Annotated in this window: 23 protein-coding genes; 15 read left to right on the forward strand and 8 right to left on the reverse strand. The window is 58.8% G+C overall.

Features of this window, described 5'->3' with window-relative positions; translation table 11 throughout:
* Window positions 1-15 precede the first annotated feature (15 nt).
* A complete protein-coding gene (locus tag I6J23_RS04765; protein ID WP_204582727.1) occupies window positions 16-4,014 on the forward strand; it encodes a DNA-directed RNA polymerase subunit beta' in 3,999 nt (1,332 codons plus the stop codon).
* A 556-nt stretch (window positions 4,015-4,570) separates the two neighbouring features.
* Window positions 4,571-5,920: a ribokinase gene (locus I6J23_RS04770; protein WP_204582728.1), complete on the forward strand. Its 1,350-nt coding sequence runs from the start codon at window positions 4,571-4,573 to the stop codon at window positions 5,918-5,920.
* 5 nt (window positions 5,921-5,925) lie between these two features.
* On the opposite strand, the gene I6J23_RS04775 is transcribed toward I6J23_RS04770, so the two are convergent.
* Window positions 5,926-6,273 (reverse strand): hypothetical protein, encoded by a 348-nt coding sequence (locus I6J23_RS04775; RefSeq protein WP_204582729.1) that lies wholly within the window; start codon window positions 6,271-6,273, stop codon window positions 5,926-5,928.
* Between I6J23_RS04775 and I6J23_RS04780 the strand changes: the two genes are divergently transcribed.
* The 7 genes from I6J23_RS04780 (at window position 6,272) to I6J23_RS10690 (ending at window position 15,218) form a co-directional block, all read left to right on the forward strand.
* Complete coding sequence (locus I6J23_RS04780; protein ID WP_204582730.1) at window positions 6,272-6,802, forward strand: TM2 domain-containing protein; 531 nt, start codon at window positions 6,272-6,274, stop codon at window positions 6,800-6,802. The two genes, I6J23_RS04775 and I6J23_RS04780, sit on opposite strands and share 2 nt — an antisense overlap.
* A gap of 299 nt (window positions 6,803-7,101) precedes the next feature.
* The gene (locus tag I6J23_RS04785) at window positions 7,102-8,484 is read left to right on the forward strand and encodes a hypothetical protein (RefSeq protein ID WP_204582731.1); all 1,383 of its coding nucleotides are present in this window, start codon (window positions 7,102-7,104) and stop codon (window positions 8,482-8,484) included.
* A 619-nt stretch (window positions 8,485-9,103) separates the two neighbouring features.
* Window positions 9,104-9,475 carry a 30S ribosomal protein S12 gene (gene rpsL / locus I6J23_RS04790; RefSeq protein WP_204582732.1) on the forward strand — a complete coding sequence of 124 codons (372 nt, stop codon included), beginning with the start codon at window positions 9,104-9,106 and terminating at the stop codon, window positions 9,473-9,475.
* A gap of 3 nt (window positions 9,476-9,478) precedes the next feature.
* Window positions 9,479-9,949, forward strand: coding sequence for a 30S ribosomal protein S7 (rpsG, locus tag I6J23_RS04795; protein WP_012732457.1), 471 nt, complete (start codon window positions 9,479-9,481; stop codon window positions 9,947-9,949).
* A gap of 137 nt (window positions 9,950-10,086) precedes the next feature.
* Complete coding sequence (gene fusA / locus I6J23_RS04800; protein ID WP_204582923.1) at window positions 10,087-12,213, forward strand: elongation factor G; 2,127 nt, start codon at window positions 10,087-10,089, stop codon at window positions 12,211-12,213.
* A 411-nt stretch (window positions 12,214-12,624) separates the two neighbouring features.
* The gene (gene tuf / locus I6J23_RS04805) at window positions 12,625-13,815 is read left to right on the forward strand and encodes an elongation factor Tu (protein ID WP_012732455.1); all 1,191 of its coding nucleotides are present in this window, start codon (window positions 12,625-12,627) and stop codon (window positions 13,813-13,815) included.
* A 272-nt stretch (window positions 13,816-14,087) separates the two neighbouring features.
* Window positions 14,088-15,218, forward strand: a complete 1,131-nt coding sequence (locus I6J23_RS10690; RefSeq protein WP_239455001.1) for a hypothetical protein — start codon at window positions 14,088-14,090, stop codon at window positions 15,216-15,218.
* Between the two features lie 32 nt (window positions 15,219-15,250).
* Here the strand turns inward: I6J23_RS10690 and I6J23_RS04815 are convergent, their stop codons facing one another.
* The 7 genes from I6J23_RS04815 to I6J23_RS04845 form a co-directional block, all read right to left on the reverse strand.
* Window positions 15,251-16,063 carry a class I SAM-dependent methyltransferase gene (locus tag I6J23_RS04815; RefSeq protein ID WP_204582733.1) on the reverse strand — a complete coding sequence of 271 codons (813 nt, stop codon included), beginning with the start codon at window positions 16,061-16,063 and terminating at the stop codon, window positions 15,251-15,253.
* A gap of 358 nt (window positions 16,064-16,421) precedes the next feature.
* Complete coding sequence (locus I6J23_RS04820) at window positions 16,422-16,976, reverse strand: hypothetical protein (RefSeq protein WP_204582734.1); 555 nt, start codon at window positions 16,974-16,976, stop codon at window positions 16,422-16,424.
* Window positions 16,973-17,815 carry a DUF6286 domain-containing protein gene (locus tag I6J23_RS04825; RefSeq protein WP_204582735.1) on the reverse strand — a complete coding sequence of 281 codons (843 nt, stop codon included), beginning with the start codon at window positions 17,813-17,815 and terminating at the stop codon, window positions 16,973-16,975. Before I6J23_RS04825 ends, I6J23_RS04820 begins: the two co-directional genes overlap by 4 nt.
* Window positions 17,815-19,269 (reverse strand): Asp23/Gls24 family envelope stress response protein, encoded by a 1,455-nt coding sequence (locus tag I6J23_RS04830; protein ID WP_204582736.1) that lies wholly within the window; start codon window positions 19,267-19,269, stop codon window positions 17,815-17,817. The genes I6J23_RS04825 and I6J23_RS04830 overlap by 1 nt, the downstream gene beginning before the upstream one ends.
* Window positions 19,270-19,271: 2 nt before the next feature.
* Window positions 19,272-19,460, reverse strand: a complete 189-nt coding sequence (locus I6J23_RS04835) for a DUF2273 domain-containing protein (RefSeq protein ID WP_204582737.1) — start codon at window positions 19,458-19,460, stop codon at window positions 19,272-19,274.
* Between the two features lie 105 nt (window positions 19,461-19,565).
* Window positions 19,566-20,030, reverse strand: coding sequence for a hypothetical protein (locus I6J23_RS04840; RefSeq protein WP_204582738.1), 465 nt, complete (start codon window positions 20,028-20,030; stop codon window positions 19,566-19,568).
* Between the two features lie 107 nt (window positions 20,031-20,137).
* A complete protein-coding gene (locus I6J23_RS04845; protein ID WP_041629601.1) occupies window positions 20,138-20,569 on the reverse strand; it encodes an Asp23/Gls24 family envelope stress response protein in 432 nt (143 codons plus the stop codon).
* A gap of 1,278 nt (window positions 20,570-21,847) precedes the next feature.
* Between I6J23_RS04845 and rpsJ the strand changes: the two genes are divergently transcribed.
* From rpsJ to rpsS, 6 genes are read left to right on the forward strand one after another with little or no spacing between them, the layout of a single operon-like run.
* A complete protein-coding gene (gene rpsJ, locus I6J23_RS04850) occupies window positions 21,848-22,153 on the forward strand; it encodes a 30S ribosomal protein S10 (protein ID WP_046202865.1) in 306 nt (101 codons plus the stop codon).
* A 26-nt stretch (window positions 22,154-22,179) separates the two neighbouring features.
* Entirely contained in the window at window positions 22,180-22,839 is a 660-nt protein-coding gene (gene rplC / locus I6J23_RS04855; protein WP_012732444.1) for a 50S ribosomal protein L3, read from the forward strand.
* A complete protein-coding gene (gene rplD, locus I6J23_RS04860; RefSeq protein WP_046202867.1) occupies window positions 22,836-23,495 on the forward strand; it encodes a 50S ribosomal protein L4 in 660 nt (219 codons plus the stop codon). Before rplC ends, rplD begins: the two co-directional genes overlap by 4 nt.
* Window positions 23,492-23,797 carry a 50S ribosomal protein L23 gene (gene rplW, locus I6J23_RS04865; protein ID WP_012732442.1) on the forward strand — a complete coding sequence of 102 codons (306 nt, stop codon included), beginning with the start codon at window positions 23,492-23,494 and terminating at the stop codon, window positions 23,795-23,797. Before rplD ends, rplW begins: the two co-directional genes overlap by 4 nt.
* A 22-nt stretch (window positions 23,798-23,819) precedes the next feature.
* Window positions 23,820-24,662 (forward strand): 50S ribosomal protein L2, encoded by an 843-nt coding sequence (gene rplB, locus I6J23_RS04870; RefSeq protein WP_204582740.1) that lies wholly within the window; start codon window positions 23,820-23,822, stop codon window positions 24,660-24,662.
* A gap of 16 nt (window positions 24,663-24,678) precedes the next feature.
* Window positions 24,679-24,957 (forward strand): 30S ribosomal protein S19, encoded by a 279-nt coding sequence (gene rpsS, locus I6J23_RS04875; RefSeq protein ID WP_012732440.1) that lies wholly within the window; start codon window positions 24,679-24,681, stop codon window positions 24,955-24,957.
* Window position 24,958: the final 1 nt, after the last annotated feature.

The raw sequence follows: 24,958 nt of genomic DNA on the forward strand, positions 1-24,958 counted from the left end.
GGGAAAGGACGTTACGTGCTCGACGTCAATCTTTTCGACGAGCTCCGCATCGGTCTCGCCACGGCCGATGACATCCGTCGCTGGTCACACGGCGAGGTCAAAAAGCCCGAGACCATTAACTACCGCACCCTCAAACCCGAGAAGGACGGCCTGTTCTGCGAACGTATCTTCGGGCCAACCCGCGACTGGGAATGTGCCTGCGGTAAATACAAGCGTGTCCGGTACAAGGGCATCGTCTGTGAACGCTGCGGCGTGGAAGTGACCAAATCCAAGGTCCGCCGCGAACGCATGGGCCACATCGAGCTGGCCGCGCCCGTCACACACATCTGGTACTTCAAGGGCGTGCCCTCACGCTTGGGGTACCTGCTTGACCTCGCGCCAAAAGATCTGGAAAAGATCATCTACTTCGCCGCGAACATCATCACCTCGGTGGATGAGGAGGCCCGTCACACGGACCAGGAAACCCTCGAAGCCGACATGTTCATGGAGAAGAAAGAGGTCGAAGCCGACCGCGACGAAGAGCTCGCGGAGCGCCAGCAAAAGCTGGAAGAAGACCTCAAAGAGCTTGAATCCAACGGTGCGAAAGCCGATGCCAAGCGCAAGGTTCAGAATGCCGCTGAGCGTGAAATGCGCCACATCCGTGAGCGTGCCGAGCGTGAAATCGACCGGCTCGACGAGATCTGGAACACGTTCATCAAGCTTGCCCCCAAGCAGATGATCGTCGACGAAACCATCTACTCCGAACTCGTCGACCGCTACGAGGACTACTTCACCGGCGGCATGGGTGCAGAAGCCATCCAGACGCTGATTAAGAACTTTGACCTCGAAGAAGAAGCGGAGAAACTCCGCGAGGTTATCCGTGACGGCAAGGGACAAAAGCAGGTTCGCGCACTCAAGCGCCTGCGCGTTGTCGCCGCCTTCTTGCGCTCCGGTAATGACCCGGCAGCGATGGTCTTGGACGCCATCCCGGTGATCCCGCCCGAGCTCCGCCCAATGGTTCAGCTCGACGGTGGGCGCTTCGCGACGTCGGACCTCAACGACCTGTACCGTCGCGTCATCAACCGCAACAACCGCTTGAAGCGCATGATTGACCTCGGCGCGCCCGAGATCATCGTGAACAACGAAAAACGCATGCTTCAGGAATCCGTCGACGCGCTATTCGATAACGGCCGTCGCGGACGCCCGGTCACGGGCCCCGGCAACCGCCCACTGAAGTCCCTCTCTGACCTGCTGAAAGGTAAGCAAGGACGCTTCCGTCAGAACCTGCTGGGTAAGCGTGTGGACTACTCCGGCCGTTCGGTTATTATCGTCGGCCCGCAGCTGAAACTGCACCAATGCGGTCTGCCGAAGCTCATGGCGTTGGAGCTGTTCAAGCCATTCGTCATGAAGCGCCTGGTCGAGAAGTCCTATGCTCAGAACATTCGCTCCGCGAAGCGGATGGTGGAGCGTCAGCGGCCCGAGGTGTGGGACGTCCTCGAAGAAGCCATCGCGGAACACCCCGTCATGCTCAACCGTGCACCGACGCTGCACCGCTTGGGTATTCAGGCGTTCGAGCCAGTTCTCGTCGAGGGTAAAGCTATCCAGCTGCACCCCTTGGCCTGTGAGGCCTTCAACGCTGACTTCGACGGTGACCAGATGGCTGTCCACCTGCCGCTATCCGCAGAAGCTCAGGCTGAGGCCCGCGTGCTCATGCTCGCCTCCAACAACATTCTGTCCCCGGCATCCGGTAAACCACTGGCCATGCCACGTTTGGACATGGTGACCGGCCTGTACTTCCTCACCCTGGAAAAGAGCGAGGACCAGCTCGGTGGCGAAGGCGCCTACCACGAAGCCGACGAGAACGGTCCGAAGAGGGGCACCTACTCGTCCTTCGCCGAGGCCCTCATGGCTCGCGACCGCGGAGTCCTTGGCCTCCAGGCGCCGATCGAGGTGCGTATCAGCCACCTCCGCCCGCCGGAGGACATCGAGGCAGAACTCTTCCCCGACGGATGGCAGCGCGGCCAGAAGTGGACCGCCCACACCACCCTCGGACGCATCATGTTCAACGAGCTGCTGCCGTGGAACTACCCGTTCGTTAATGGTGTCATGGCGAAGAAGGCGCAGGCCGTCATTATTAACGACCTCGCAGCGCGGTACCCCATGATCACCGTTGCGCAGACCGTCGACAAGATGAAGGACGCCGGCTTCTACTGGGCAACCCGGTCCTGCGTCACCATCTCCATGGACGACGTGCTCGTTCTTCCCAATAAGGAAGAAATCCTGCAGCGTTACGAGAAGCAGGCCGCGACCATCGAGAAGAAACTCGCGCGAGGCAAGATCAACAACGAAGAGCGCTACCGTTCCCTGGTTGACCTGTGGAAGGAATGCACCGACTTCGTCGGCGAATCCGTCGAAAAGATCTACCCGGACGACAACCCGATCCCGATGATCGTGAAGTCCGGTGCCGCAGGTAACATGCGCCAGATCTGGACCCTGGCCGGCATGAAAGGCATGGTCACGAACTCGCGTGGTGACTACATCACCCGCCCGATCAAGACCTCCTTCCGTGAAGGCCTGTCCGTGTTGGAGTACTTCAACAACTCGCACGGCTCCCGTAAGGGCCTGGCCGACACCGCTCTGCGTACCGCCGACTCCGGCTACCTCACTCGTCGTCTTGTCGACGTTGCCCAGGACGTCATCGTCCGCGAGGACGACTGTGGCACCAAACAAGGCCTGGACGTCGATGTCGCGAAACCAGTGTTGGACGCCGAAGGCAATGAAACAGGAGAATTCACGCGCGCTGACTTCTTGGAGACCGCGTTGGTCGGCCGTTATCTGGCCCGAGATGCTGTCAATGACAAGGGTGACGTCATCTATGAGCGTGGCGCTTTCGTCGGCGATGCTGAAGCCAAGAAGATGGTTGCCGAGGGCGTGCGTACCGCTCGAGTCCGGACTGTCATGATGTGCGAAACCGCCACCGGCGTGTGCGCGACCTGCTACGGACGCTCCATGGCCACCGGCCAAAAGGTGGACATTGGGGAAGCTGTCGGTATCGTTGCCGCGCAATCCATCGGCGAGCCCGGCACGCAGCTGACCATGCGTACGTTCCACCAAGGTGGTGTCGGTGGCGACATCACCGGTGGTCTGCCGCGTGTTCAGGAACTCTTCGAGGCCCGTGTGCCTAAGAACCAGGCGCCGATCGCATCCACCGACGGCACGATCAAGCTTGAGGACGACGGCAACTTCTACACACTGACCATCACTCCCGACACCGGCGATGACGAAGTCGTGTACGAAAAGCTGTCGAAGCGTCAGGGGTTGGCAGTGACGCACGAACCCGGCGGATTCGAACACCAGCTACGGACCGGCGACCATGTTGTCACCGGCCAACCGCTGCTACGTGGTGCCCCCGATCCGCACGAAGTTCTTCGCGTCGAAGGTCCAAAGGGTGTGCAAAAGCACCTCATCGAACAGGTGCAGAAGGTCTATCGTGACCAGGGCGTGGCAATTCACGACAAGCACATTGAGATCATCGTCCGTCAGATGTTGCGTCGCGTGACCGTCATCGAGTCGGGATCCACCGAATTCCTGCCGGGCACCCTGGTTGACCGGAACGAAGCGAAAGCCGCTAATCAAGCCGTGACGGCTAATGGAGGAGAACCCGCCTCCTACCGCCAGGAAATCATGGGCATCACCAAGGCGTCGCTGGCCACGGAATCCTGGTTGTCGGCAGCATCGTTTCAGGAGACCACCCGTGTTCTGACCGATGCGGCGATCAACAAGCGGTCCGATAAGCTCATCGGGCTGAAGGAGAACGTGATCATCGGTAAGCTCATCCCGGCTGGTACGGGCATCTCCCGCTACCGGAACATCTCGGTTGAGCCGACCGAGGAAGCTCGTGCGCAGGCGTTCTCCATGAACACCAGCTATGGCGACGGCTTCTACGGCGAAGATGGTGCATACGGCGAATTCACCGGTGCAGCCGTTCGCCTGGATGACCAGGGCTTTGATGGAGGTTTCGGCGATATTAGCTAGGTGAGGTAGCTTAGCTAGCCTCGTCGGCCCTCGAAAAAGAGTTATCGGCAAATCCCCAAGTGCGAGTTATTTCGCACTTGGGGATTTTCTATTTTTAATCGGGTTTTGTCATCTCTTGTGGGGTTTTCGGGTCGTGGAGAGTCACGTGAGCTGAGTCGATTAGGTTCTCATGCGAGTCGCGTAGTGATAACACGTGTGTCCGCGGGCAAGCGCGGGCCCACGTGGACGCTCCACCCAGAATTGCGGGGGTATATCTCACTTTGTTTGGCCCCTGGGAAAAGGGGGGGGTATATGGTCAATTTTTGGCGATTTTTCGCCCATATACGCCCGCAGATTGCATTTGAGCACCCGATATACCCCCGCACTTTTCTCCGTAGGAGAGAGTAAAGACCTAACCTTTAGTGCACCGAAGGGGAGAAAGGTTCGTTCCGTATGCTACTTATACCAATCGTGCGTGGGAGGCCCCACCAATCATGCGTGACAGGCGCATGGCAACATGGCATGCCCCATAGCACGGGAACACCTCACTTAACCTCACCAGATCTCTAAACAATCTATGAAAAGCAATCCAGACCTCTCGAAGCTCCCGGAAACCCTCACATCCGTAATGTCGTCACCGGGAAAAGTCACCGTCGTCGGCTCGCTCAACGTCGATTTAACTGCGCGGGTCGAGGAATTCCCGGCTCCCGGAGAGACAGTCCCGGCTTCTGACCTCACGTTTGGGCCAGGTGGTAAGTCCTCGAATCAGGCGGTCGCGGCGTCGAAAATTGGTGCGAGCGTCGCAATGGTGGGCGCGGTGGGCCACGACGCTTACGGGAGTTTCGTGCAGCGAAGTTTGGAGGATGTGGGGGTTGATACGTCGCGGGTTGTGGCCCGCGATCTACCCACCGGGACTGCGCTGATCACGGTGAATGCGGGCGGTGAGAACACGATCGTGTATTCGGCGGGTGCGAATCAGAGTGTGTCGCGCGCGGACCTGCAAGCGGCTTCGGATATTGTGCAATCTTCGGATGTCGTCGCGCTCGGGTTTGAATCTCCCGCGAGTGTGGTTGCGGCCGCGATCGACGTCGCTCGTTTTGTAGCGCATGCGAATACAGAAATGGGTGCGCACTCAAATACAGAAATGGGTGGGCACTCAAATACTGGAACAAGCGTGCCCATGAGCGCCAAGTTGATTGCGAACGCCAACGAATACGATGTGCCCCCTAAGCAGCGGAATCATGGTGGAGATGCTTGGGAAATGCGCCGATCACCGCAGATTATTTTGAATTATTCTCCAATTATCGACGTTGACCCGGGGCTGATCCGCGGCGTCGATATCGTGGTTGTGAATGAGATTGAGCTGCGCGCTTTGGGGGAGCGGTATGGATCCGCGCAATTGCCGATGCGGGGGCGCAGGGAATCGGCTAGCGTAGTCGACTCCATGGCCGACGATCGTGTCGACGCAAAGCCCGCGGACGTTACCGCACCCAACGCCACCGATGGCACGGTCAAAGAAGATGGCATCGATAAAAATGAGCTATTCGCCATAGCGAAACGAATAGTTGCCGTGTTGGGGCTTAGGGGGTTGATTGTGACGCTCGGCCCGGAGGGTTGTTTTGCCGTGGAGTCGGAGGACCCCTCTGGAAGCGGTGACGTTGTCCCGCCGAGTGACGCCAACCCCACCGATGGCGCCCCCACGGCTAATGGCGTCTACATACAGGGATATCCAGTAGATGCAGTCGATTCAACCGGGTGTGGCGATTGCTTTATGGGAACGGTGGCTGCAGCGATAGCCTCCGGGCGAGGGCTCGTTGATTCCGCTAGGTTGGCGACCTTCGTTGCATCTCGTGCAGCGACTAAACAGGGAGCTCAAAGTTCATATTTCTTGGCCGACGAACTCATAAACCAGCTCAAACGCCAATAAGTGAACTAGCAAACACGAAGGTGATCGATAGGGCTAACGATGGGTGAGCCTGACGTTTCCGTATCAGGCCCCGTCTCCCGCCCTACACCACTCCAGCAATACCCCATCCAAATCTCCGTCGGGAATTCCTCGGATGAGGGAACATTTCGTCGCTTAGCGGAACACATCAGATAGAGGCCGAGAGCGATCGTCGGTGAGAACGGCAAGATCGGCAAGAACGCCCGTACATGAACGATCTGTACAACGTCGATCAGTAGCCGATCCGTGTGAGAACGGTAGCAACAATCCGTCGCGGGCACCGCGCTTGGCCGCCGCACTAAAACCGTCCCGAAGAACCCCGAAGGAATCATCATGACTTACCCCAACAACAATCCGAGTAGCCCATATCAGGGATCGAGTGATCCTTTTTGGGGATCGCCCACTGGTTTCGGGGCTCCCGGTTCCGATGACGGCCGGTTGCCGGCGACCTATGAAAGCGGGCAGGTGGACTCGGCGTTTGGCGGCGGCCAGTATGGCAATCCCGCGGGCCAGTATGCGCAACCTAACCAGTGGAATCAGGGTTCGGCGGCGCAGTTTGGCAATGGTGTGAACGGCATGAATGGCATGGGGTCGGTCCCGCAGGGTCGGCAGAAGAGCAAGGTAGTCGCCGCTGTGCTCGCGTTTTTCTTGGGTGGTTTTGGAGCTCACAATTTCTACCTCGGGTATATCGGTGTTGCCTGTGCTCAGCTCGCAATTCTTTTGATTAGCGTTCCTTTGATGTTTATCGTTGTTGGTTTTCTTACCGATGCGGCACTTTCCATCTGGGTTTTGGTCGAGTTCATCATGATCCTCGCTGGTTCGTCGCGGTTCGCTACCGACGCTAATGGCGTGCCTGTGCGCTAACACGGAAATGCTCCGGGTCAGCGTCTTAGCAATGGTGTTCGGGTAATAGCGTTCCCATGCAGCATTCCACAATGCGTGCCGGCGAAACCTTTCTTGGATAGCTTTTCGACTAAGAGCTTTGACAAAAGGATTCGACGAAGAGTTTTGACGAGAACGGCGGGGGAGTCGGAACGCGAACGCTTTTTACCCGGAGTGCGTGAGAAGCAGCCGGGCGGGGGATCCGTCGAGTCGTTGAGGGGCGCAGGAGTCGATTAGAATAATTATCCGGAATGCGATCAACCTAACAGGTAAGGCTCACCATGACTCCCGACGACAACTCCTGGAAGCGTTCGAGCAACGGCCGCTCTGACGGCGGTGGGGGCAGTGACAGCTCGGGCGACACGACGCACGATAATTCGGCCGACGACGCAAATCGCCTCAATCAAAGTGGCGACGACGGCGCCGCCAACCCAAGCCAGCATGATGGAAGTCAACGCGACGACGTTGCTGGTGAAGGGGCTCATTCCTCGGGCGGTAGTGATTCGCCAGCGGGAACGTCCGATGCTCAATCTGCGGGGAGTCATTCGTCGGAAGAAGATTTCGAAACCCGCGAATGGCAGCCAGTCCAAGCGTGGAGTGAAGTACGGAATCCCGACGGGAGCGTGTCCCCCCAGTCAGATGCCCAATGGGGTCATTCTCAGCAATGGAACGACGCTACCAATGGTGGGAGCGCTGGTGACTGGAATAACGGGGGCGGTGCCGGCTGGAATAATGGTGGTGGCCAGCAGTGGAATGGAGGTGCCCCAGGCGGTTGGAATGGTCAGCCGGGCCAAGGACAGGGCCAAGGACAGTGGCCGGGGCAATATGGTGGTGGCCAACAGTACGGTGGACAGTATGGTAGCCAGTACGGTGGCCAGTATGGCGCTGCTCAGAGTGGGGCCAACCAATGGAACAATGCCCACGATGGGGCACAGTACGGACAGGGGCAGTACACCCAGCAACCGCAGTACAACCAAAATGCTCAGTATGGTCAAGGCCGGTCAGGTGGTTCGAGTGTCGCTGGGTCGCAGGGCGATCCCGGCCAGTCGGGCTCATCGATATGGAAGGTTCTCCTTCCTATCATTCTTATCCTTGTCGTGGTCGCAGCGCTGATCGGAGCGCTGATCTGGAAGCCCTGGGAAAAGAACAGTAACGACGCTGTCGCCCCGGGCGATGAATCGTCGGCAATCCCACAAGAACCGCGCAGCGAGTCCACGGTAGAAACGACGACGGAGCCCGAGGACACCGAGACCACCACGGAAGACACCACCACTGAACGGACGACGACAACGACGACAACGTCGAGGAACGACACTGGGGCCGATATCCCAGGGTTGGGCCGCCAAGGATTTACGGATAACAGTGCAGCAACCTGTAATGCCGACGACGAATGGGTATACGCGGGGATCAATGAGGACGGTGACAAGGTTGTCATCTGCCAGGTAGGGGACACGGACGGGTTCTACTACCGCGGTTGGTATCACGGAGGTGCTCTAGAGCGCGACGTGACGAGCCGTGGTTCTGGCGGGAGGACTTATTCGATGAAAAGCGGTGGAACCGTGATCAACATTGATGGGTCCACCCTGAACGTTGTGCAGAACGGTAAGACAGTATCTTCTACCGTCTTTGACGGAGTGGCCACGCGCGAGCCGGATTGGGGTTAAGCGCGGTCCGCGAACGTCCGGTCACCGAACAGCTGACGCTCGACGAACACGCCTCCGGTTATCCACTACGGACACCAACTGGGCGCATCCCCACCCACCGCCAGCACAACCCGCTACTCAAGCGAACGACCCACCGGATTTTTCCACCACAAGTTTGGGAAAAATCCAGGTTATCGCTTAAACTGGAGCGCTGTGTCCGCCACGTGCGGGCGGGACAAACGTCCACCGTAGGCCAGCGAGAGCGGCTGACTCGTTCACGTACGCTCAAAAAATGCTGGTCACGGCGTTAAAAATTTCTTCAGAGAGGTTGCCCAGCGCGACGTCGGAAAGAAGTTTTTAGCACCACGGAATGAGCTTGCAAAGGCAGGTGCGAGCGGCAAGTAAGCACCCCGCCTGCACGGGCACTATGCCAGTGAGCGAGTGAAAAACCCGGTTATGTTGTAATTTCCATCACACGTCGGGGTGGATGATCTCAGGGCGAAACAGCCCAGAATGGGACCACCGCGGAGCCAATCCGCCCCAAAGCGGAACCGCGCGAGTGATCAGATCCGCCAGGATCGGAACGCAGCAGCCCGGGAATGAACCGCAAACGCGTCAAAGAAACATAGAAAGTCGGTACATGCCTACTATTCAGCAGCTGGTCCGCAAGGGCCGCAAAGACAAGAAGGCCAAGGTGAAGACCGCGGCCCTCAAGGGATCACCGCAGCGTCGCGGCGTCTGCACCCGTGTCTATACCACGACCCCGAAGAAGCCGAACTCCGCCCTCCGTAAAGTGGCGCGTGTTCGACTGACCTCTGGTATTGAGGTTTCCGCTTACATCCCCGGTGAAGGCCACAACCTGCAGGAGCACTCCATGGTGCTCGTTCGCGGTGGCCGTGTGAAGGACCTCCCCGGTGTCCGCTACCGCATCGTCCGCGGCTCCCTCGACACCCAGGGAGTGAAGGATCGTAAGCAGGCACGTTCTCGCTACGGCGCCAAGAAGGAGAAGTAATTCATGCCACGTAAAGGTCCAGCACCCGCACGTCAGCTTCCGAAAGACCCGGTATACGGCGATACCATCGTTTCACAGCTGATCAACAAGGTCCTCGTCGATGGCAAGAAGTCCACCGCCGAGCGCATCGTCTACGGAGCTCTCGAATCCTGCCGTGAGAAGACCGGCACCGACCCGGTTCTCACCCTGAAGAAGGCTCTTGACAACGTCAAACCCACCCTCGAAGTGCGTTCGCGTCGCGTTGGTGGCGCAACCTACCAGGTCCCGGTCGAGGTTCGCCCTGGCCGTGCAACCACCCTGGCATTACGTTGGCTGGTTATGTTCACCCGCCAGCGCCGCGAAAACACCATGACCGAGCGTCTCGCCGCAGAGATCCTAGACGCATCCAACGGCCTCGGCGCATCCGTAAAGCGTCGTGAAGACACTCACAAGATGGCCGAAGCCAACCGCGCATTCGCGCACTACCGCTGGTAATCACCTCTCCGGCGTAGCCAGACCAAGAATTACACGCAGGCCCGCCACCATCGGATCACCACGACAATCGTCACAAAGATCGCCACGATCGAATGGTTCCGGTGAGTGGGCCACCAAACTACGAGTTGGGGTACACAGTGGCACAAAAAGTGCTTTCTGACCTTCATAAGGTCCGCAACATCGGCATCATGGCCCACATCGATGCCGGAAAGACCACCGTAACCGAACGAATCCTCTACTACACGGGTATCAACCGCAAAGTCGGTGAAACCCACGATGGTGCTTCCACCACCGACTGGATGGACCAGGAGAAAGAGCGCGGCATCACGATTACCTCCGCCGCGGTCACTTGCTTCTGGAAAGACAACCAGATCAACATCATCGACACCCCCGGCCACGTCGACTTCACCGTCGAGGTTGAGCGTTCACTTCGCGTCCTCGATGGAGCTGTCGCCGTATTTGACGGTAAGGAAGGTGTTGAGCCGCAGTCCGAGCAGGTGTGGCGCCAGGCCGCCAAGTACGACGTCCCTCGCATTTGCTTCGTCAACAAGATGGACAAGCTCGGCGCGGACTTCTACTACACTGTCGACACCATCGTCGACCGCCTCCACGCTAAGCCGCTGGTCATGCAGCTCCCCATCGGTGCTGAAGATGACTTCGACGGTGTCGTTGACCTCATCAACATGAACGCCATCACCTGGCGTGGCAAAGTCGACGTCGGCGCAGAGCCCACCATCGAGGAAATTCCGGCCGACCTCAAAGACAAGGCCGACGAGTACCACGAGAAGCTCCTCGAGGCCGTCGCCGAGTCCGATGAAGAGCTCATGGAGAAGTACTTCGCCGGTGAGGAACTCACCACCGACGAGATCCACGAGGCCATCCGCAAGATGGTTGTGAACTCCGAAATCTTCCCCGTGTTCTGTGGCTCCGCCTACAAGAACAAGGGTGTCCAGCCGCTCCTCGACGCCATTAACTGGTACTTGCCGACGCCTCTCGACGTCGGAGAGGTCCACGGCCACAAGGTCGGCGACGAGTCCGTCGAGCTGACACGCCACCCCTCCGTGGATGCGCCGTTCTCGGCTCTGGCGTTCAAGATCGCCGCCCACCCGTTCTTCGGTAAACTGACGTTCGTTCGCGTGTACTCCGGTTCCGTCGAGCCCGGCCAGCAGGTCATGAACTCGACCAAGGGGCACAAGGAGCGCATCGGCAAGCTGTTCCAGATGCACGCCAACAAAGAGAACCCGATGGACGTCGCTAAGGCCGGAAATATCTACGCTTTCATCGGCCTGAAAGACACCACCACGGGTGACACCCTGTGTGATTCCAATGACCAGATCATCTTGGAGTCCATGGACTTCCCGGATCCGGTTATCGAGGTGGCCATCGAGCCGAAGTCGAAGGCAGACCAGGAGAAGTTGGGCATCGCTATTCAGCGTCTCGCTGAAGAAGACCCGACCTTCACCGTGAAACTCGACGAAGAGACCGGCCAGACCGTCATCGGCGGTATGGGCGAGCTCCACCTCGATGTCCTTGTGGACCGCATGAAGCGCGAATTCAAGGTCGAGGCAAACGTGGGTGCTCCGCAGGTTGCGTACCGCGAGACCATCCGCAAGCCCGTCGAGAAGTACGAATACACCCACAAGAAGCAGACTGGTGGTTCGGGTCAGTTCGCGAAGGTCATCATCTCTCTGGAGCCCTACGCACCCAACCCGGACGAGCTGGAAGAGGGCGAGTCTCCGACCTACAAGTTCGAGAACGCCGTTACTGGTGGTCGCGTGCCGAAGGAATACATTCCTTCTGTCGACGCCGGTATCCAGGACGCCATGCAGTACGGTACGCTGGCCGGATTCCCGCTGGTCAACATCAAGGCCACACTTGTCGACGGCCAGTACCACGAGGTTGACTCCTCTGAAATGGCCTTCAAGATCGCCGGCGCTCAGGCACTCAAGGAAGCCGTACAGAAGGCGAAGCCGGTTCTGTTGGAGCCGATGATGGCTGTGGACGTCATCACTCCTGAGGAGTACATGGGCGAGGTCATTGGTGACGTCAACGCACGTCGTGGCCAGGTTCACTCCATGGAGGACCGCTCCGGCGCCAAGGTCGTTAAGGCCACGGTTCCGCTGTCGTCCATGTTCGGCTACGTCGGTGACCTCCGCTCGAAGACGCAGGGTCGTGCAAACTACACCATGATCTTCGACTCCTACGCAGAAGTTCCGACGAACGTCGCGCAGGAGATCATCGCGGAGCGCACGGGTAACAAGTAATCCGCGCACCCTCACCATTACAGCCCTTCGTCGATCGGGTTACAGGATTGGCGAAGGGCACCGCATGGTAAGGGCCAGCCAGGCACTATCCGCACATTGCTGTCAAAGCAGGCGCTGTTAACTCGCAGCACATCACAGAAGTGTTTGATGTGAATAGTGTGTGGTGGCCGTTACCATAGAATCAAGGTCGAAGGCAGCTTGAAATACGTTGCCTTACCCCTTTATTATGCTGTAACTGGCAATATTTAAATCACCTCTCGTAGAGTCACTCTCTATCGACTCTGACCAGTGTCGACACTAATTTACGATCGGTAATGACCAGGGTTGACAAGGTGAACATGGTTCTGCGAAAGGTAACACCACCCGTGGCTGCGAACGTCGTAGCCACCGAGAAGTCCAGGAGGACAAACAGTGGCGAAGGCTAAGTTCGATCGGAGCAAGCCGCACGTAAACATCGGTACCATCGGTCACGTTGACCACGGTAAGACCACCACTACCGCTGCTATCACCAAGGTTCTGTCGGAGAAGTACCCCGAAGAGAACCAGGCTTTCGCTTTCGACGCCATCGATAAGGCGCCGGAGGAGAAAGAGCGCGGTATTACCATTAACATCGCTCACGTCGAGTACTCCACCCCGAAGCGTCACTACGCTCACGTGGATGCTCCGGGCCACGCCGACTACATCAAGAATATGATCACCGGTGCTGCCCAGATGGACGGCGCAATCCTCGTTGTCGCTGCTACCGACGGCCCGATGCCTCAGACCCGCGAGCACGTTCTTCTTGCTCGCCAGGTGGGCGTTCCTTACATCCTCGTCGCTCTGAACAAGTGCGACATGGTTGATGATGAGGACCTCATCGAGCTCGTCGAAATGGAAGTTCGTGAACTCCTCGCTGAGCAGGACTTCGACGAAGATGCACCTATCGTTCACATCTCGGCTCTGAAGGCTCTTGAGGGTGACGAGAAGTGGGAGCAGTCCATCCTCGACCTCATGGACGCCTGCGACGAGTCCATCCCGGATCCGGTTCGTGAAACCGACAAGCCCTTCCTCATGCCGATTGAGGACATCTTCACCATTACCGGTCGCGGCACCGTCGTCACCGGTCGTGTGGAGCGCGGCAAGCTGAACATCAACGATGACGTTGAGATTCTGGGCATCAAGGAAAAGAGCCAGAACACCACCGTCACCGGTATCGAGATGTTCCGCAAGCAGCTCGACTACGCAGAAGCCGGCGACAACTGTGGTCTGCTTCTCCGTGGTACCAAGCGTGAGGACGTTGAGCGTGGCCAGATTGTGGCTAAGCCCGGCGCATACACCCCTCACACCGAGTTCGAGGGCTCCGTCTACGTCCTGTCCAAGGACGAGGGCGGCCGTCACACCCCGTTCTTCGACAACTACCGTCCGCAGTTCTACTTCCGCACCACCGACGTTACCGGTGTTGTGAAGCTCCCTGAGGGCACCGAGATGGTTATGCCTGGCGACAACGTCGACATGTCCGTTACCTTGATTCAGCCGGTCGCCATGGACGAAGGCCTCCGCTTCGCTATCCGTGAAGGTGGCCGCACCGTTGGCGCTGGTCGTGTGACCAAGATCAACAAGTAAGAACCTCTGACAAGCGTCCCCGGCTAGTAGCCGGGTGCTAAGAGGTCACCCCGCTGCTCCGCGCAGCGGGGTTTTCTTTATGCCTGGCTAACTAATAGAGTTGTGCCGCTACACACTTCACTGCCCCTGGGCAGCTAAACGCCTACACCGCGACCGTGCAGCCACTCCACCCCATTCGCGTGTGCACACAGAACACAACAGAAACAGTTCAGTAGGACATAGGGGATATATAGAGTAGACCTAGACAGTTCCTTCGCCCTTTAAGGATCCCCATGATTACCGTTTCACACGATCTGCATACTGGCCGCCACCGAGCTACTACGCCCAGAACCCGCCGCCTCCGGGTTCTCTCCGGCGCTGTCATTGCAGCCGCGGCATTGTTTGCACCGACGGTTGCGTCGCCAAGTGGTGCCTCCGCAGCACCGGTGCCCAACGTCGACCAGGATGGAAATATTGCTGCACCGGCGCGGACCCAGATATCCTTCCACAACACGTTGACCGGTCACCACGTGGGAACCCTTAATGAGCACGAATCGCGCCCGGGTCTATCACTGGTAAAGATGTATATTGCCGACTATGTTTTCGAGCATGGTTCGCCCGAGGACCGCGCCAAGGCTACACAGATGCTCCGCTTCTCGGACGATAATATCGCCAGTGAGCTCTACGCGAAGTACCCGAATAGCATCAACGACCGTGCGGGAAAGTACCACCTAGCGGATACTCACGGTGCCCCTCATTGGGGAGATAGTACGACGTCAACGGCGGATTCGGTGGCCTATCTGGAAGCGAAGAAGCGCGAAAACCCGCTGGATCCTGTGCTCACGGCGTTAGCGACGGCATCCCCCGTGGCTGCCGACGGCTATAAGCAGGACTACGGCACCGCAACGCTGCCTGGCGTTGTGGGGACCAAGTGGGGATGGTCAGATGATCGTAGCTCCGTGAATGCGTCGGCGTCGTTTGGCCCGTTCTTCTCCGTTTCCGCTAGCACATATGGCCCGTCGCAGCAGTTGACGGACGATGTTCAGGGTGCATTCACGTCGCAGCCGTGGAACCCCCTAGCGCTGTACGGCGAGTCTGCCTCGTCATCCGGAGCTCCGGCCCCCGCATCCGGTACCTCCAATGAATCCGCCCCCGGAGGGTTGACCTCTTATCCCGCCCGTGCCGTCGCACAATCCGCGTTCGACACGTTTAGGGCGGGCGCTTTCAAGGACTTCCAGGACCGTTATGCCCCGCCGACATTCGGGCCTATAGGTAATAGTTCGCCCTTCTGGCCGATGGTTAATCACGTTCGCGACGAAGCCCTAGCAAACATCGGCCAGCCGATCGTTAACGCCGTACCGGAAAGCGTTCCGGTTCTGAGCGCGGTCGTGCCACTGCTTCCTCCGGCCCCTGCCGCCTCGTAAACCCGAGTACCCGCGTAAAACAGTAAAAACCGTTACTTCTTCTTGGCGACGATGGCAATAGCGGTCAACTCGTTCTCGTATTTCTGGAACGTCTGCCGCATCCCCATCACGCGCTTGCGCACTTTAGGCTTCGTCGCAATGTTGAACGCGATCGTGAGGGCCCGCAGGATGCCTTCGTCGCTAATTATCCGTTTGGGCTCCAGCAAGGCCATGGGAGCGAAATGCGTCGTCTCAACCTCGAAGCCGTGCGAGCTCAGAAGGTCCTGCCACTCGTGCTCGGTAAGAGGACGGGCGTTGACCTTGATTGACCGGGCGAGGGCTTTTCGCACATCGGTTTTCGTGTCATCAGAGAGGGTATTGGGCTGGAGGCCAAGCTCGTGAATGGCGTACCGGCCGCCGGGCCGGAGAATACGGTGAACCTCCTCGATGATGGCCGCTTTACCCTTATCACCCTGCATGGTCAGCATCGCTTCGCCGACGGCAACGTCGACGGACTCGTCGTCCAATGTGGTGTTGTTCGCCCGGCCCTGCAAAACCCGAATAGCGTTGGCCGGCATATGTCCCGACGCCGCCTGGTGAGCAGCCGCCGCAGCCAGGTGAGCCGCATCCGAGACTTCGTCAACTCCCGTGTAGGTGGACGGCTCCTCCGCCACGATCTTTTCCGCGGTTTTCCCAAGACCAGGGGCCAGTTCCACGACGTCATTGCCGTGAAGAGGCAACGCGCTGAGCATTTTTTCGGTCAATTCCCGCCCGCCGGGGCGGAGGACCTTTTTCCCCACTTGCGCCAATAGCCAGTGTCCGGACTGATTTTCGACGGGACGATCACTCATAGGAAGCCGTGGCATTTCTTCTCCTTGTGCTGGCCGTAGGGGTTTATCTGTGTACGCTCAGGTCACTTTCCGGGCCACTCTAAGGAAGGTGACCTTGACTTTATTGTTCCACGGTGGTGAGGAAAACCCGTGGTGGCGGGAAGAGAAATAACTCACATATTAAATGCGCATTTACTACTGACGCGCGTACGGCTGTGGAAGTCGCCGATAGGGCTGTCTAGCTACCTGAGACATTCGGTGCAGGATGCGGGATTCGCGCACACGAGAAAACCGGCTGACCACCTATGAAATAAGTGGTCCAGCCGGCTTTGCGTCGGAACCTGTGCGCCCGGCTAAGCCCCAGCATGAAGCCCTCAGGGCCCTTCAGGGGACGTTAGCTCGCTTTATCCAGATGGATGAGGAATCGCGTATCCACGTCTTCCTGGGGGAGCGCAGAAACGACATCCGACGCTGCTTGGCGGCACTCGCTCCGCACATAATCTAAATCGGCATGGGGGTCGCACCGCAGCGTCATCGTGAGGACCTTCTGGCCACGGTCCACCTCAGAGCGGTATTTGCAGTCTGCAATACCGCTATAACGGGTGAGGTCTTGCGACACGGCGGACGCGATGTCATCCAGCCGAACGGTGACCCGTCCGTTGTCGGCCGATTCTTTTGCTTCCACCTTGGTGACGCGGCGTCGATCGATAATCAACCACCAGAACCAGAGGCCAAGGAGGATCAGGATAGCCGAGGCTATACCAAGAGCCGTCGGGTACCAGGACTTATCGGTCAACGTGCCCCAAAAGCTGGTGTCTGCGTACTCACCGAGCTTTTCAGCTGGAGTGAGGTGCAGAGCTAGGCCGATGCCCCATAGACCGCCTGCGATGAGGATGGCGGCGACCAGGACCATAATGATCCGGAGGAATATTGACTTTCCGTGGCTCATTGATCACTCCTTGGTCGGGCAAGCCGAACCTTGAGGTCCGGCTGTGTAGACACCGCTTGAACGACGGGGCGACATGCCTTGTGCACGCGGTCGGACAGACCAGGGTCGTCCGGGTCGCCAGTAACAGTGACGGTGACGCGTTTAGCAGTTGCGACGGTGGTGGCATTGAGGACGCCACGTTGGTCTTTCGCACGAGCGCTGCAGGCACGGGCAATGTCCACCGGACGCATCCACAAGGAGGCTTCGTTGTCGATCAAGACGTGGGTCTTGGTGCGAGGACGAAGGCTAGCAATGAAAATGATGAGGCCCAGCAGCAGCGCAATAATGGCAATGGCCAGGAACATCTGAACCCAGTGAGCATGGCTGAGCCAATCGATGATCGGGTGCAGCCATGATGGTCCGCTGATCGTGTCGGTTTCCAGGAGGAGTTCGCGGATTCCGACGGCACCACCGGCGAGGAAAACGAGTCCAAGGACGAACATCCAGCCACGTGCTCTAGGCGACTTTCGAGGCTCCTTAGCGGGACGGAAGCTCAGCTTCTTCCAGCTGGGAGCTGCGCCCTGCGTGGGGTTGTCGGTCGTTGGAGTGGACTTGTTAGCGTCCGCCGTCTTCGTGCTGGCTGACGTTGCGTCGGCCTTCGCATCAGCGTTCTTCGCATCAGCTGGCGACTCAGGCACTTTGCTGTCAGCCTCCGTTTCGGCCTTTCCGGGTGTGATACCCTTCCCGTTCGCGGCATTCGTCGCTTTTCCGGCAGGGTTGTCGGCCCTAGATTGCCCAATCCCGGCTTGAGCGTTACCAGGTGTCGGTTCGTGTTCGGGTTTCAGTTGGTGTTTAGCCATTACTTCTGTCCCTTCCTCGAACCGTTTTTAGCGTCATGTGCCTGCTTCGAGCCGCCACGCCCGTCCTTTTGACTACCGTTCTTCTGGCGGTCTCCGCGACCAGCGGGACGTGCGCCTGTCCCGAACGTGCTCACGCTAGAGGGAGCTGTGCTTCGGTATCCTTCAGCGTCCCGTCGTAACGCGGGAATGCTGCGGTCCGAGCTCGGGGCTTTGCCTCCTGGGGTATTGATTGTCGACGGATAGACCGTCCCAGGGGAGACAACGGTCCGGATCTTTCGCGCGTCGCGCTCACGACGCCGTTGTCTCCTAACCGCACGCTCGGCTTCCTCAGCCTTCCGCTTCTTCGTCGCATCGGACTGAGCGAAGGGCTGCGGCCAGCCCGCCCGAGCATGGGCAACAGCCTGCTTCTCGTCGTCCTCCAAAGCCTGCATGACCTTGTGCTGGTCAACAGGTGTTTCGGGGGCCTTCGGGTGGGTGACCTCGGTCTTATCGACGGTGACCGGGGATGGCTTCAGCGGGTACGCGCGAACCGATTCCACGGGCAAGGACTCCACCACGATGGGGTCGGTGCGTCGAGGCCCGATCTCTCCCACCAAGTGGGTGACCGGAATGCGCTTCGCGGTCGGGGTGATGCTCGGCGTGATCGGTGTCGGCGTCAGCGGAGGCTCCACCGGGCGCGAATGCGTAACAATCCGCTCGGTCTTCCGTGGTTTAGCGGAGGTATCCACATGCACAACGGGCGTGCGATCAACCGACGGATAAATAGTGGGCCTAATCGGCTCAGGCGTCACCGGAGACTGAACATCGGTTCGATTAACCGAGATCGGAGTGAGTTCTTTCCGCGTGTGCACCGGCGGTACCGGCCTCACCGTCGTGCGATGCGCAACGACGTCCTTGAACGGTTCGATCCGCGTGTGCTGCGGATGGATGAGCTCAGTAGCAGTCCGGTTAACATGCACGGGCGTGAGCGTGACATCCCCAAACGGCTTCGGATGAAGGAGTGTCGTCACTTGCCTGTTCGTCGTGACGTCCCGTGTCTCTAGTGGCGACGCCGTCACGGCCTCAACGCTGGGCTCGTGCTGGCGTGCGGCAATGTCCTCAGAGGTCACGCGCGTCGGCTGGGCGTTATCAACGTCACCCGGAACAACAGCTGCGACGGCGACGTCGGCTTTAATGACGGGAATGTCCGTGTACCGCTCGACCCAGGAGTGCAGCGCTTGCCGCGCGGAGGCGGCAACTTCCGTGACCGGCGATGGCCACCGGACGGCGATCTGCGCCACGATGGACATGGCGCGGTTCTCGGAGTCGAGGTCGACCTCCCAGCGGGGGAGTTCGCGCCCCGTAACTTTGTCCAGTCCACTTGCGTGATGGATGCACCCGGGAACGGATGCTAGTGCTTGCTCAACAATCCGGCCCACGGCTTTCTCGGAGATAACTGTGGAGGGTTGAGTCATATTTAGCCCCTGCCTCGTCCGCCGCCACGAAGCAGCGAACGCAGGTCTATGAGACCGTCATATTGTGCTCCGGCTAGGCCTCCGATAGCGCAGAATACGAGCACAAGGAGGAAGCCGGAAAATCCCTGGAGCATGATGGCGAGCGCCAGCATGAAGCCGACGACGACACCAATGGGAGTTGCGTATTTCATGATTTCACCTTCCTGGTGAAGATCCTTCCGTGAAGGATAGGAGGGTTGGTTGGACTCGCAATCTGCGCCTTCTGTGGAGTGCTATCCGGACGCCGTGATGGTTGGTTACCGGGGCCGGGTGCTCGTGGAGGCGTACCTCACTGCGCCTGGCATACCTTTCGGTAAGTGGGTCCGCACCGCGCGCGTCGTCCGTCGGGTCACTCGACGTATACGCTTGACTACGCGTCGAGCGGTGGGTGCGGAGACCGCTACAGCCGCTGCGGCTGCAGCTCCAGCATCAAGGTGACCGTCGGCATCAGTGTGTCGACGGGCGATATCTTGTGCCCGATCCCAGTTCGCTCCCATCGACGTCGTAGGACGAGGAGTGGGAGCGTACCGATCTGCCCATTCCCGGTCGAGTTCGTCGAGTTTACGGATGAACACCTGTGCATCTCCGCCGCGATCGGGGTGATAACGACGGATCAGTGTGCGACGTTGCGATATATAGGACGGGTCCTGGGTGTAATCGTTGCCCTCGCGTGAGCCAGCGGACGTACGGTGGCCTCGATGTGAGGAGCTGGAATTACTCACAGGATCCTTTCCATTGCTATGTCTGCACTGTGTTGTCTATGCGTGGACGGCTACCACCGGATACGGCTACTTATACCGAAGCATCCATTAAAGGTCAGTAGCGATTCCTACTGGACGCGGGGCTGCTCTTGCTCGTCGTCGTCTTCGTCGTCATCATCGATGTCCAAGTGGACGTCGTGAACGGTGACGTTGACTTCGGTGACCTCGAGGCCAGTCATGGCTTCGACGGAAACGATGATGTTCTTGCGGATGGCCTCAGCGAGCTCGTGGATGGCAACACCGTACTCAGCAACGATGGAGATGTCGACGGCTGCCTGGCGGTCGCCTACCTCTACCGAAATACCTTGCTGGACGTTGACTCGGCCACCCGGGATGCGCTCACGCAAAGCGCCGACCATGCGGGCGGTGCCGCCACCGAGGTCGTGAACACCGGAAACTTCGCGGGCTGCCATGCCGGCGATCTTGGAGACAACTGTGTCTGCAACGACGGTCTGACCGTGCTCGGTCTGGAGGGCGGAGGAGTTGTCGCTTTGAGCCACGGATGAGGACTGTGATTTAGCGAGATCCTTGGAGCCCTTGCGGTCGTTGTTTTGTTTGTTGGACGAGTCGCTCACGAAAATCTCCTTAAAGGATGGTTAGCTTCTAACATGATGGGGTGATCGGTGAAAAGTACTAAGCCTTACTTTGCCTGTTGAGATCATCCCAACATGTTTAGTATAAATATGTTTTTGTGCCTTGTCCAGCTAAAACGTAGATTTTCTACCGAAGTTTGGCCACGTAAAACAACAAAATGGCCGCGAACCTGCAGTTGTAATCGGAACGTTATGTAATTTCTTCCCCGACCTACATAGCTGCCCTTATTGATAATGCCCTGGGGAGGGTATATCGAGACTATTGCCAATGGACGTAGCCGATGGTGAGCGGTGTTTGTGGTGCCGATGGTGAGCGGTGGCAAGGGAAGCAGTACGGCTTGGACGATGGTGCGTGCATACGATGCCACCGAGCGTCATGTTCGTGGCGTTGATTGTCAGCTAACCGCATAGAGCTTTACCTGTGGTTATGTTTTTCCGCCTGGGGAAAGAGAGTTTGCGCATGGTCCGTAAACGTGTTTTAATACTCGGGTTGCTTTAACACGATGCACCCCGCAACACCGGAAAGTCCATCGTCTGCAGTGACAACCACGCAACGGCCTGTTTATACGCGTTATCAACGTATGTCAGCCAGCGTGTGTTACGGCGCAGAGCGGAGGAAACTACCGATGACCGGTAAGGCATCGCTGGTGAAGTGAGCATGATCCACGGTGGTCAAACTCCTCCGTAGTGCGCTCGGATTCGTATGGGCCCACGGCCCGCTACTACGACAACATGTGATGTCGCAGAGAATCTTAGGAAGCGTAACCGGCGGGATAAGACCGCGGTGCTGACTAGATGAGAAGGCGACACGCCCTCCACAGAACCGAGCCGGGAGCATGGCAAATACACAGCGGCAGTAGGAAAAAGACCGCAGCCCATTCGTCGACAATATTGATGAAAAGCGGGTAGCGGAGCCTCTTTCCCTGCATTGATCCGATCCTGATCCTCACGCGGTCACGGCATAGAGACATGTCGGTCAGCGTGAAAAGCGACGGAGCGAGCCACGTGTAGCCGTGCGTTCGCACCGCTCAGTGGGGGGATCGTCATCACATGCACATACTGGCACTGTGCCGGCTTCCAAGCGGGCGTCAGCGCTGACGGACAATGTAAGTAAAGACAAGCAGATCCGGAATGACGCAGTACACGCTGCACCAGGAAGGATTGATGCTAGGAATGAGGACAAGCGTGGCGGGACAAAAAATCCGCATTAGGCTCAAGGCCTACGACCACGAGGCAATTGATGCCTCGGCGCGCAAGATCGTGGAGACGGTCACTCGTACCGGCGCAACTGTAGTTGGCCCGGTACCGCTGCCGACAGAAAAGAACGTTTACTGTGTTATTCGTTCTCCGCACAAATATAAGGACTCGCGTGAGCACTTCGAGATGCGCACGCACAAGCGCCTGATCGACATCATCGACCCCACCCCGAAGACCGTTGACGCACTTATGCGCATCGACCTTCCGGCAAGCGTCGACGTGAACATTCAGTGAGCCTGGACCGTAGCGGAGAAGAATCAATGAGTGAAAATCAGATCAAGGGCATTCTGGGCACCAAGCTCGGCATGACCCAGGTCTTCGACGAAGACAACCGCGTTGTGCCGGTCACCGTCGTCGAAGCAGGGCCGTGCGTCGTGACCCAGATTCGCACCGAAGAAAAGGATGGCTACAGCGCCATCCAGATCGCCTATGGCGATATTGACCCCCGTAAAGTAAACAAGCCACAAAGCGGCCACTTCGCAAAAGCCGGAGTGACACCACGTCGCTACGTCACCGAAATCCGCATGGATGACGTCCTGTCCGACTACGAAGTCGGACAGGACGTCACCGTCGAGCTTTTCGGCGATGTCAAGTTTGTCGACGTCACCGGCACTACCCGCGGCCACGGCTTCGCCGGCGCAATGAAGCGCCACGGCTTCGCCGGCCAGGGCGCTGCCCACGGTAACCAGGCAGCCCACCGCCGCGTCGGCGGCATCGGCGCCTGCGCCACCCCGGGCCGCGTCTTCAAGGGCACCCGCATGGCTGGCCGCATGGGTAATAATCGCGTCACCACACAGAACCTCAAGCTGTTCAAGGTGGATGCTGACTCGAACCTGCTCCTCATTAAGGGCGCAGTTCCCGGCATCCGTGGTGGCCTCGTTACCGTCAAAACCGCAGTGAAGGGCGGTGCACACGCATGAGCAATTTAACGCTAGATGTCCACACCGCTGATGGATCCACCAACGGCACCGTTGAGCTGCCGTCGTCCGTGTTCGACGTCGAGGTCAGCACCCCGCTGCTGCACCAAGTTGTCACCGCACAGTTGGCAGCCCGTCGGCAGGGCACCCACGCCACCAAGACCCGCGGCCAGGTCCGCGGTGGTGGCCGAAAGCCTTACCGTCAGAAGGGAACGGGTCGTGCCCGCCAAGGGTCCATCCGTGCGCCCCAGTTCACCGGCGGTGGCACTGTTCATGGCCCGCAGCCGCGTGACTATGACCAGCGCACGCCTAAGAAAATGAAGGCAGCCGCACTGCGCGGCGCTCTGTCCGACCGGGCTCGTCACGACCGCATTCACGTGGTTGAGGACCTCGTCCCAGGACAGACACCCTCAACGAAAGCCGCTCGTACGTTCATCGAGCGCCTCACAGACCGGAAGTCGGTACTCGTTGTGCTCGGTCGCGAGGACGTCAACTCCATCAAGAGTGCGCGTAACCTCCCGAACGTTCACATCCTGCCGAGCGACCAGTTGAACACCTACGACGTCCTCAACTCGGACGACCTCGTGTTCTCTGTCGAGGCCCTCAACGCCTTCATTGAGCGCGCTACCGGCGCCGAGACGAAGGAGGAGAGCAAGTGAGCGACTTAAATAACCCCCGCGACATCATCATCGCACCGGTTGTCTCCGAGAAGTCCTACGGTCTGATGGAGCAAGGCACTTACACCTTCCTCGTCCGCCCGGACTCCAACAAGACACAAATCAAGATCGCCGTGGAAAAGATCTTCGGCGTGAAGGTTTCCAGCGTCAACACCCTCAACCGTGAGGGCAAGACCAAGCGCACCCGCTTCGGCTACGGCCGTCGCAAGTCAACCAAGCGCGCAATGGTGACGCTGGCAGCCGGTAGTGATCCCATCGACATCTTCGGCGGTTCTGCCTCCTAAGGCGGACAGTTAGGACTAAGTCATGGCTATTCGTAAATACAAGCCGACTACGCCGGGTCGCCGCCAGAGCTCTGTCTCCGGGTTCGATGAGCTCACTCGCTCTACCCCTGAGAAGTCTCTGCTGCGCCCGCTGCACAAGACCGGTGGCCGCAACGTACACGGCCACATCACCACACGCCACAAGGGCGGTGGACACAAACGCCAGTACCGTCTGATCGACTTCCGTCGTAACGACAAAGACGGTGTGCCAGCGAAGGTCGCTCACATCGAGTACGACCCGAACCGCACGGCCAACATCGCGCTCCTGCACTACTTCGATGGCGAAAAGCGCTACATCATTGCGCCTCGCAATCTGAAGCAGGGCACCGTTGTTGAATCCGGCGCCAACGCTGACATCAAGGTGGGCAATAACCTGCCGCTGCGCAACATCCCGACCGGTACAACCATCCACGCTGTGGAGCTCAAGCCAGGTGGCGGCGCCAAGCTCGCCCGCTCCGCTGGTTCCTCCATTCAGCTGCTGGGTAAGGAAGGCAAATACGCCATCCTGCGTATGCCGTCCTCCGAAATTCGTCGTGTTGACGCGCGTTGCCGCGCCACCGTCGGTGAGGTCGGAAACGCTGACCAGATCAACATTCGATGGGGCAAAGCCGGCCGTATGCGCTGGAAGGGCGTCCGCCCAACCGTCCGTGGTGTCGTCATGAACCCCGTCGACCACCCACACGGTGGTGGCGAAGGCAAGTCCTCCGGTGGACGCCACCCGGTTTCCCCGTGGGGCCAGCCAGAGGGACGTACCCGCAAGCCAAACCGCCCGAGCGATGGCCTGATCGTGCGCCGCCGCCGCAGCAACAAGAACAAGAAGCGCTAAAAGGAGGTAGTTGAGAATGCCACGTAGCCTCAAGAAAGGCCCCTTCGTCGACGAACACCTCCTTTCGAAGGTGGACGCACAGAACGACAAGGGCACCAAACAAGTCATCAAGACATGGTCTCGCCGTTCCACCATCCTTCCCGATTTCATCGGCCACACCTTCGCCGTCCACGACGGCCGCAAGCACGTGCCGGTGTTCATCGACGACTCCATGGTGGGCCACAAGCTCGGCGAGTTCGCCCCAACCAAGACCTTCAAGGGTCACGTCAAGGACGATAAGAAGGGACGTCGATAAG

The sequence above is a fragment of the Corynebacterium kroppenstedtii genome (assembly GCF_016894245.1).
Classification (GTDB): domain Bacteria; phylum Actinomycetota; class Actinomycetes; order Mycobacteriales; family Mycobacteriaceae; genus Corynebacterium.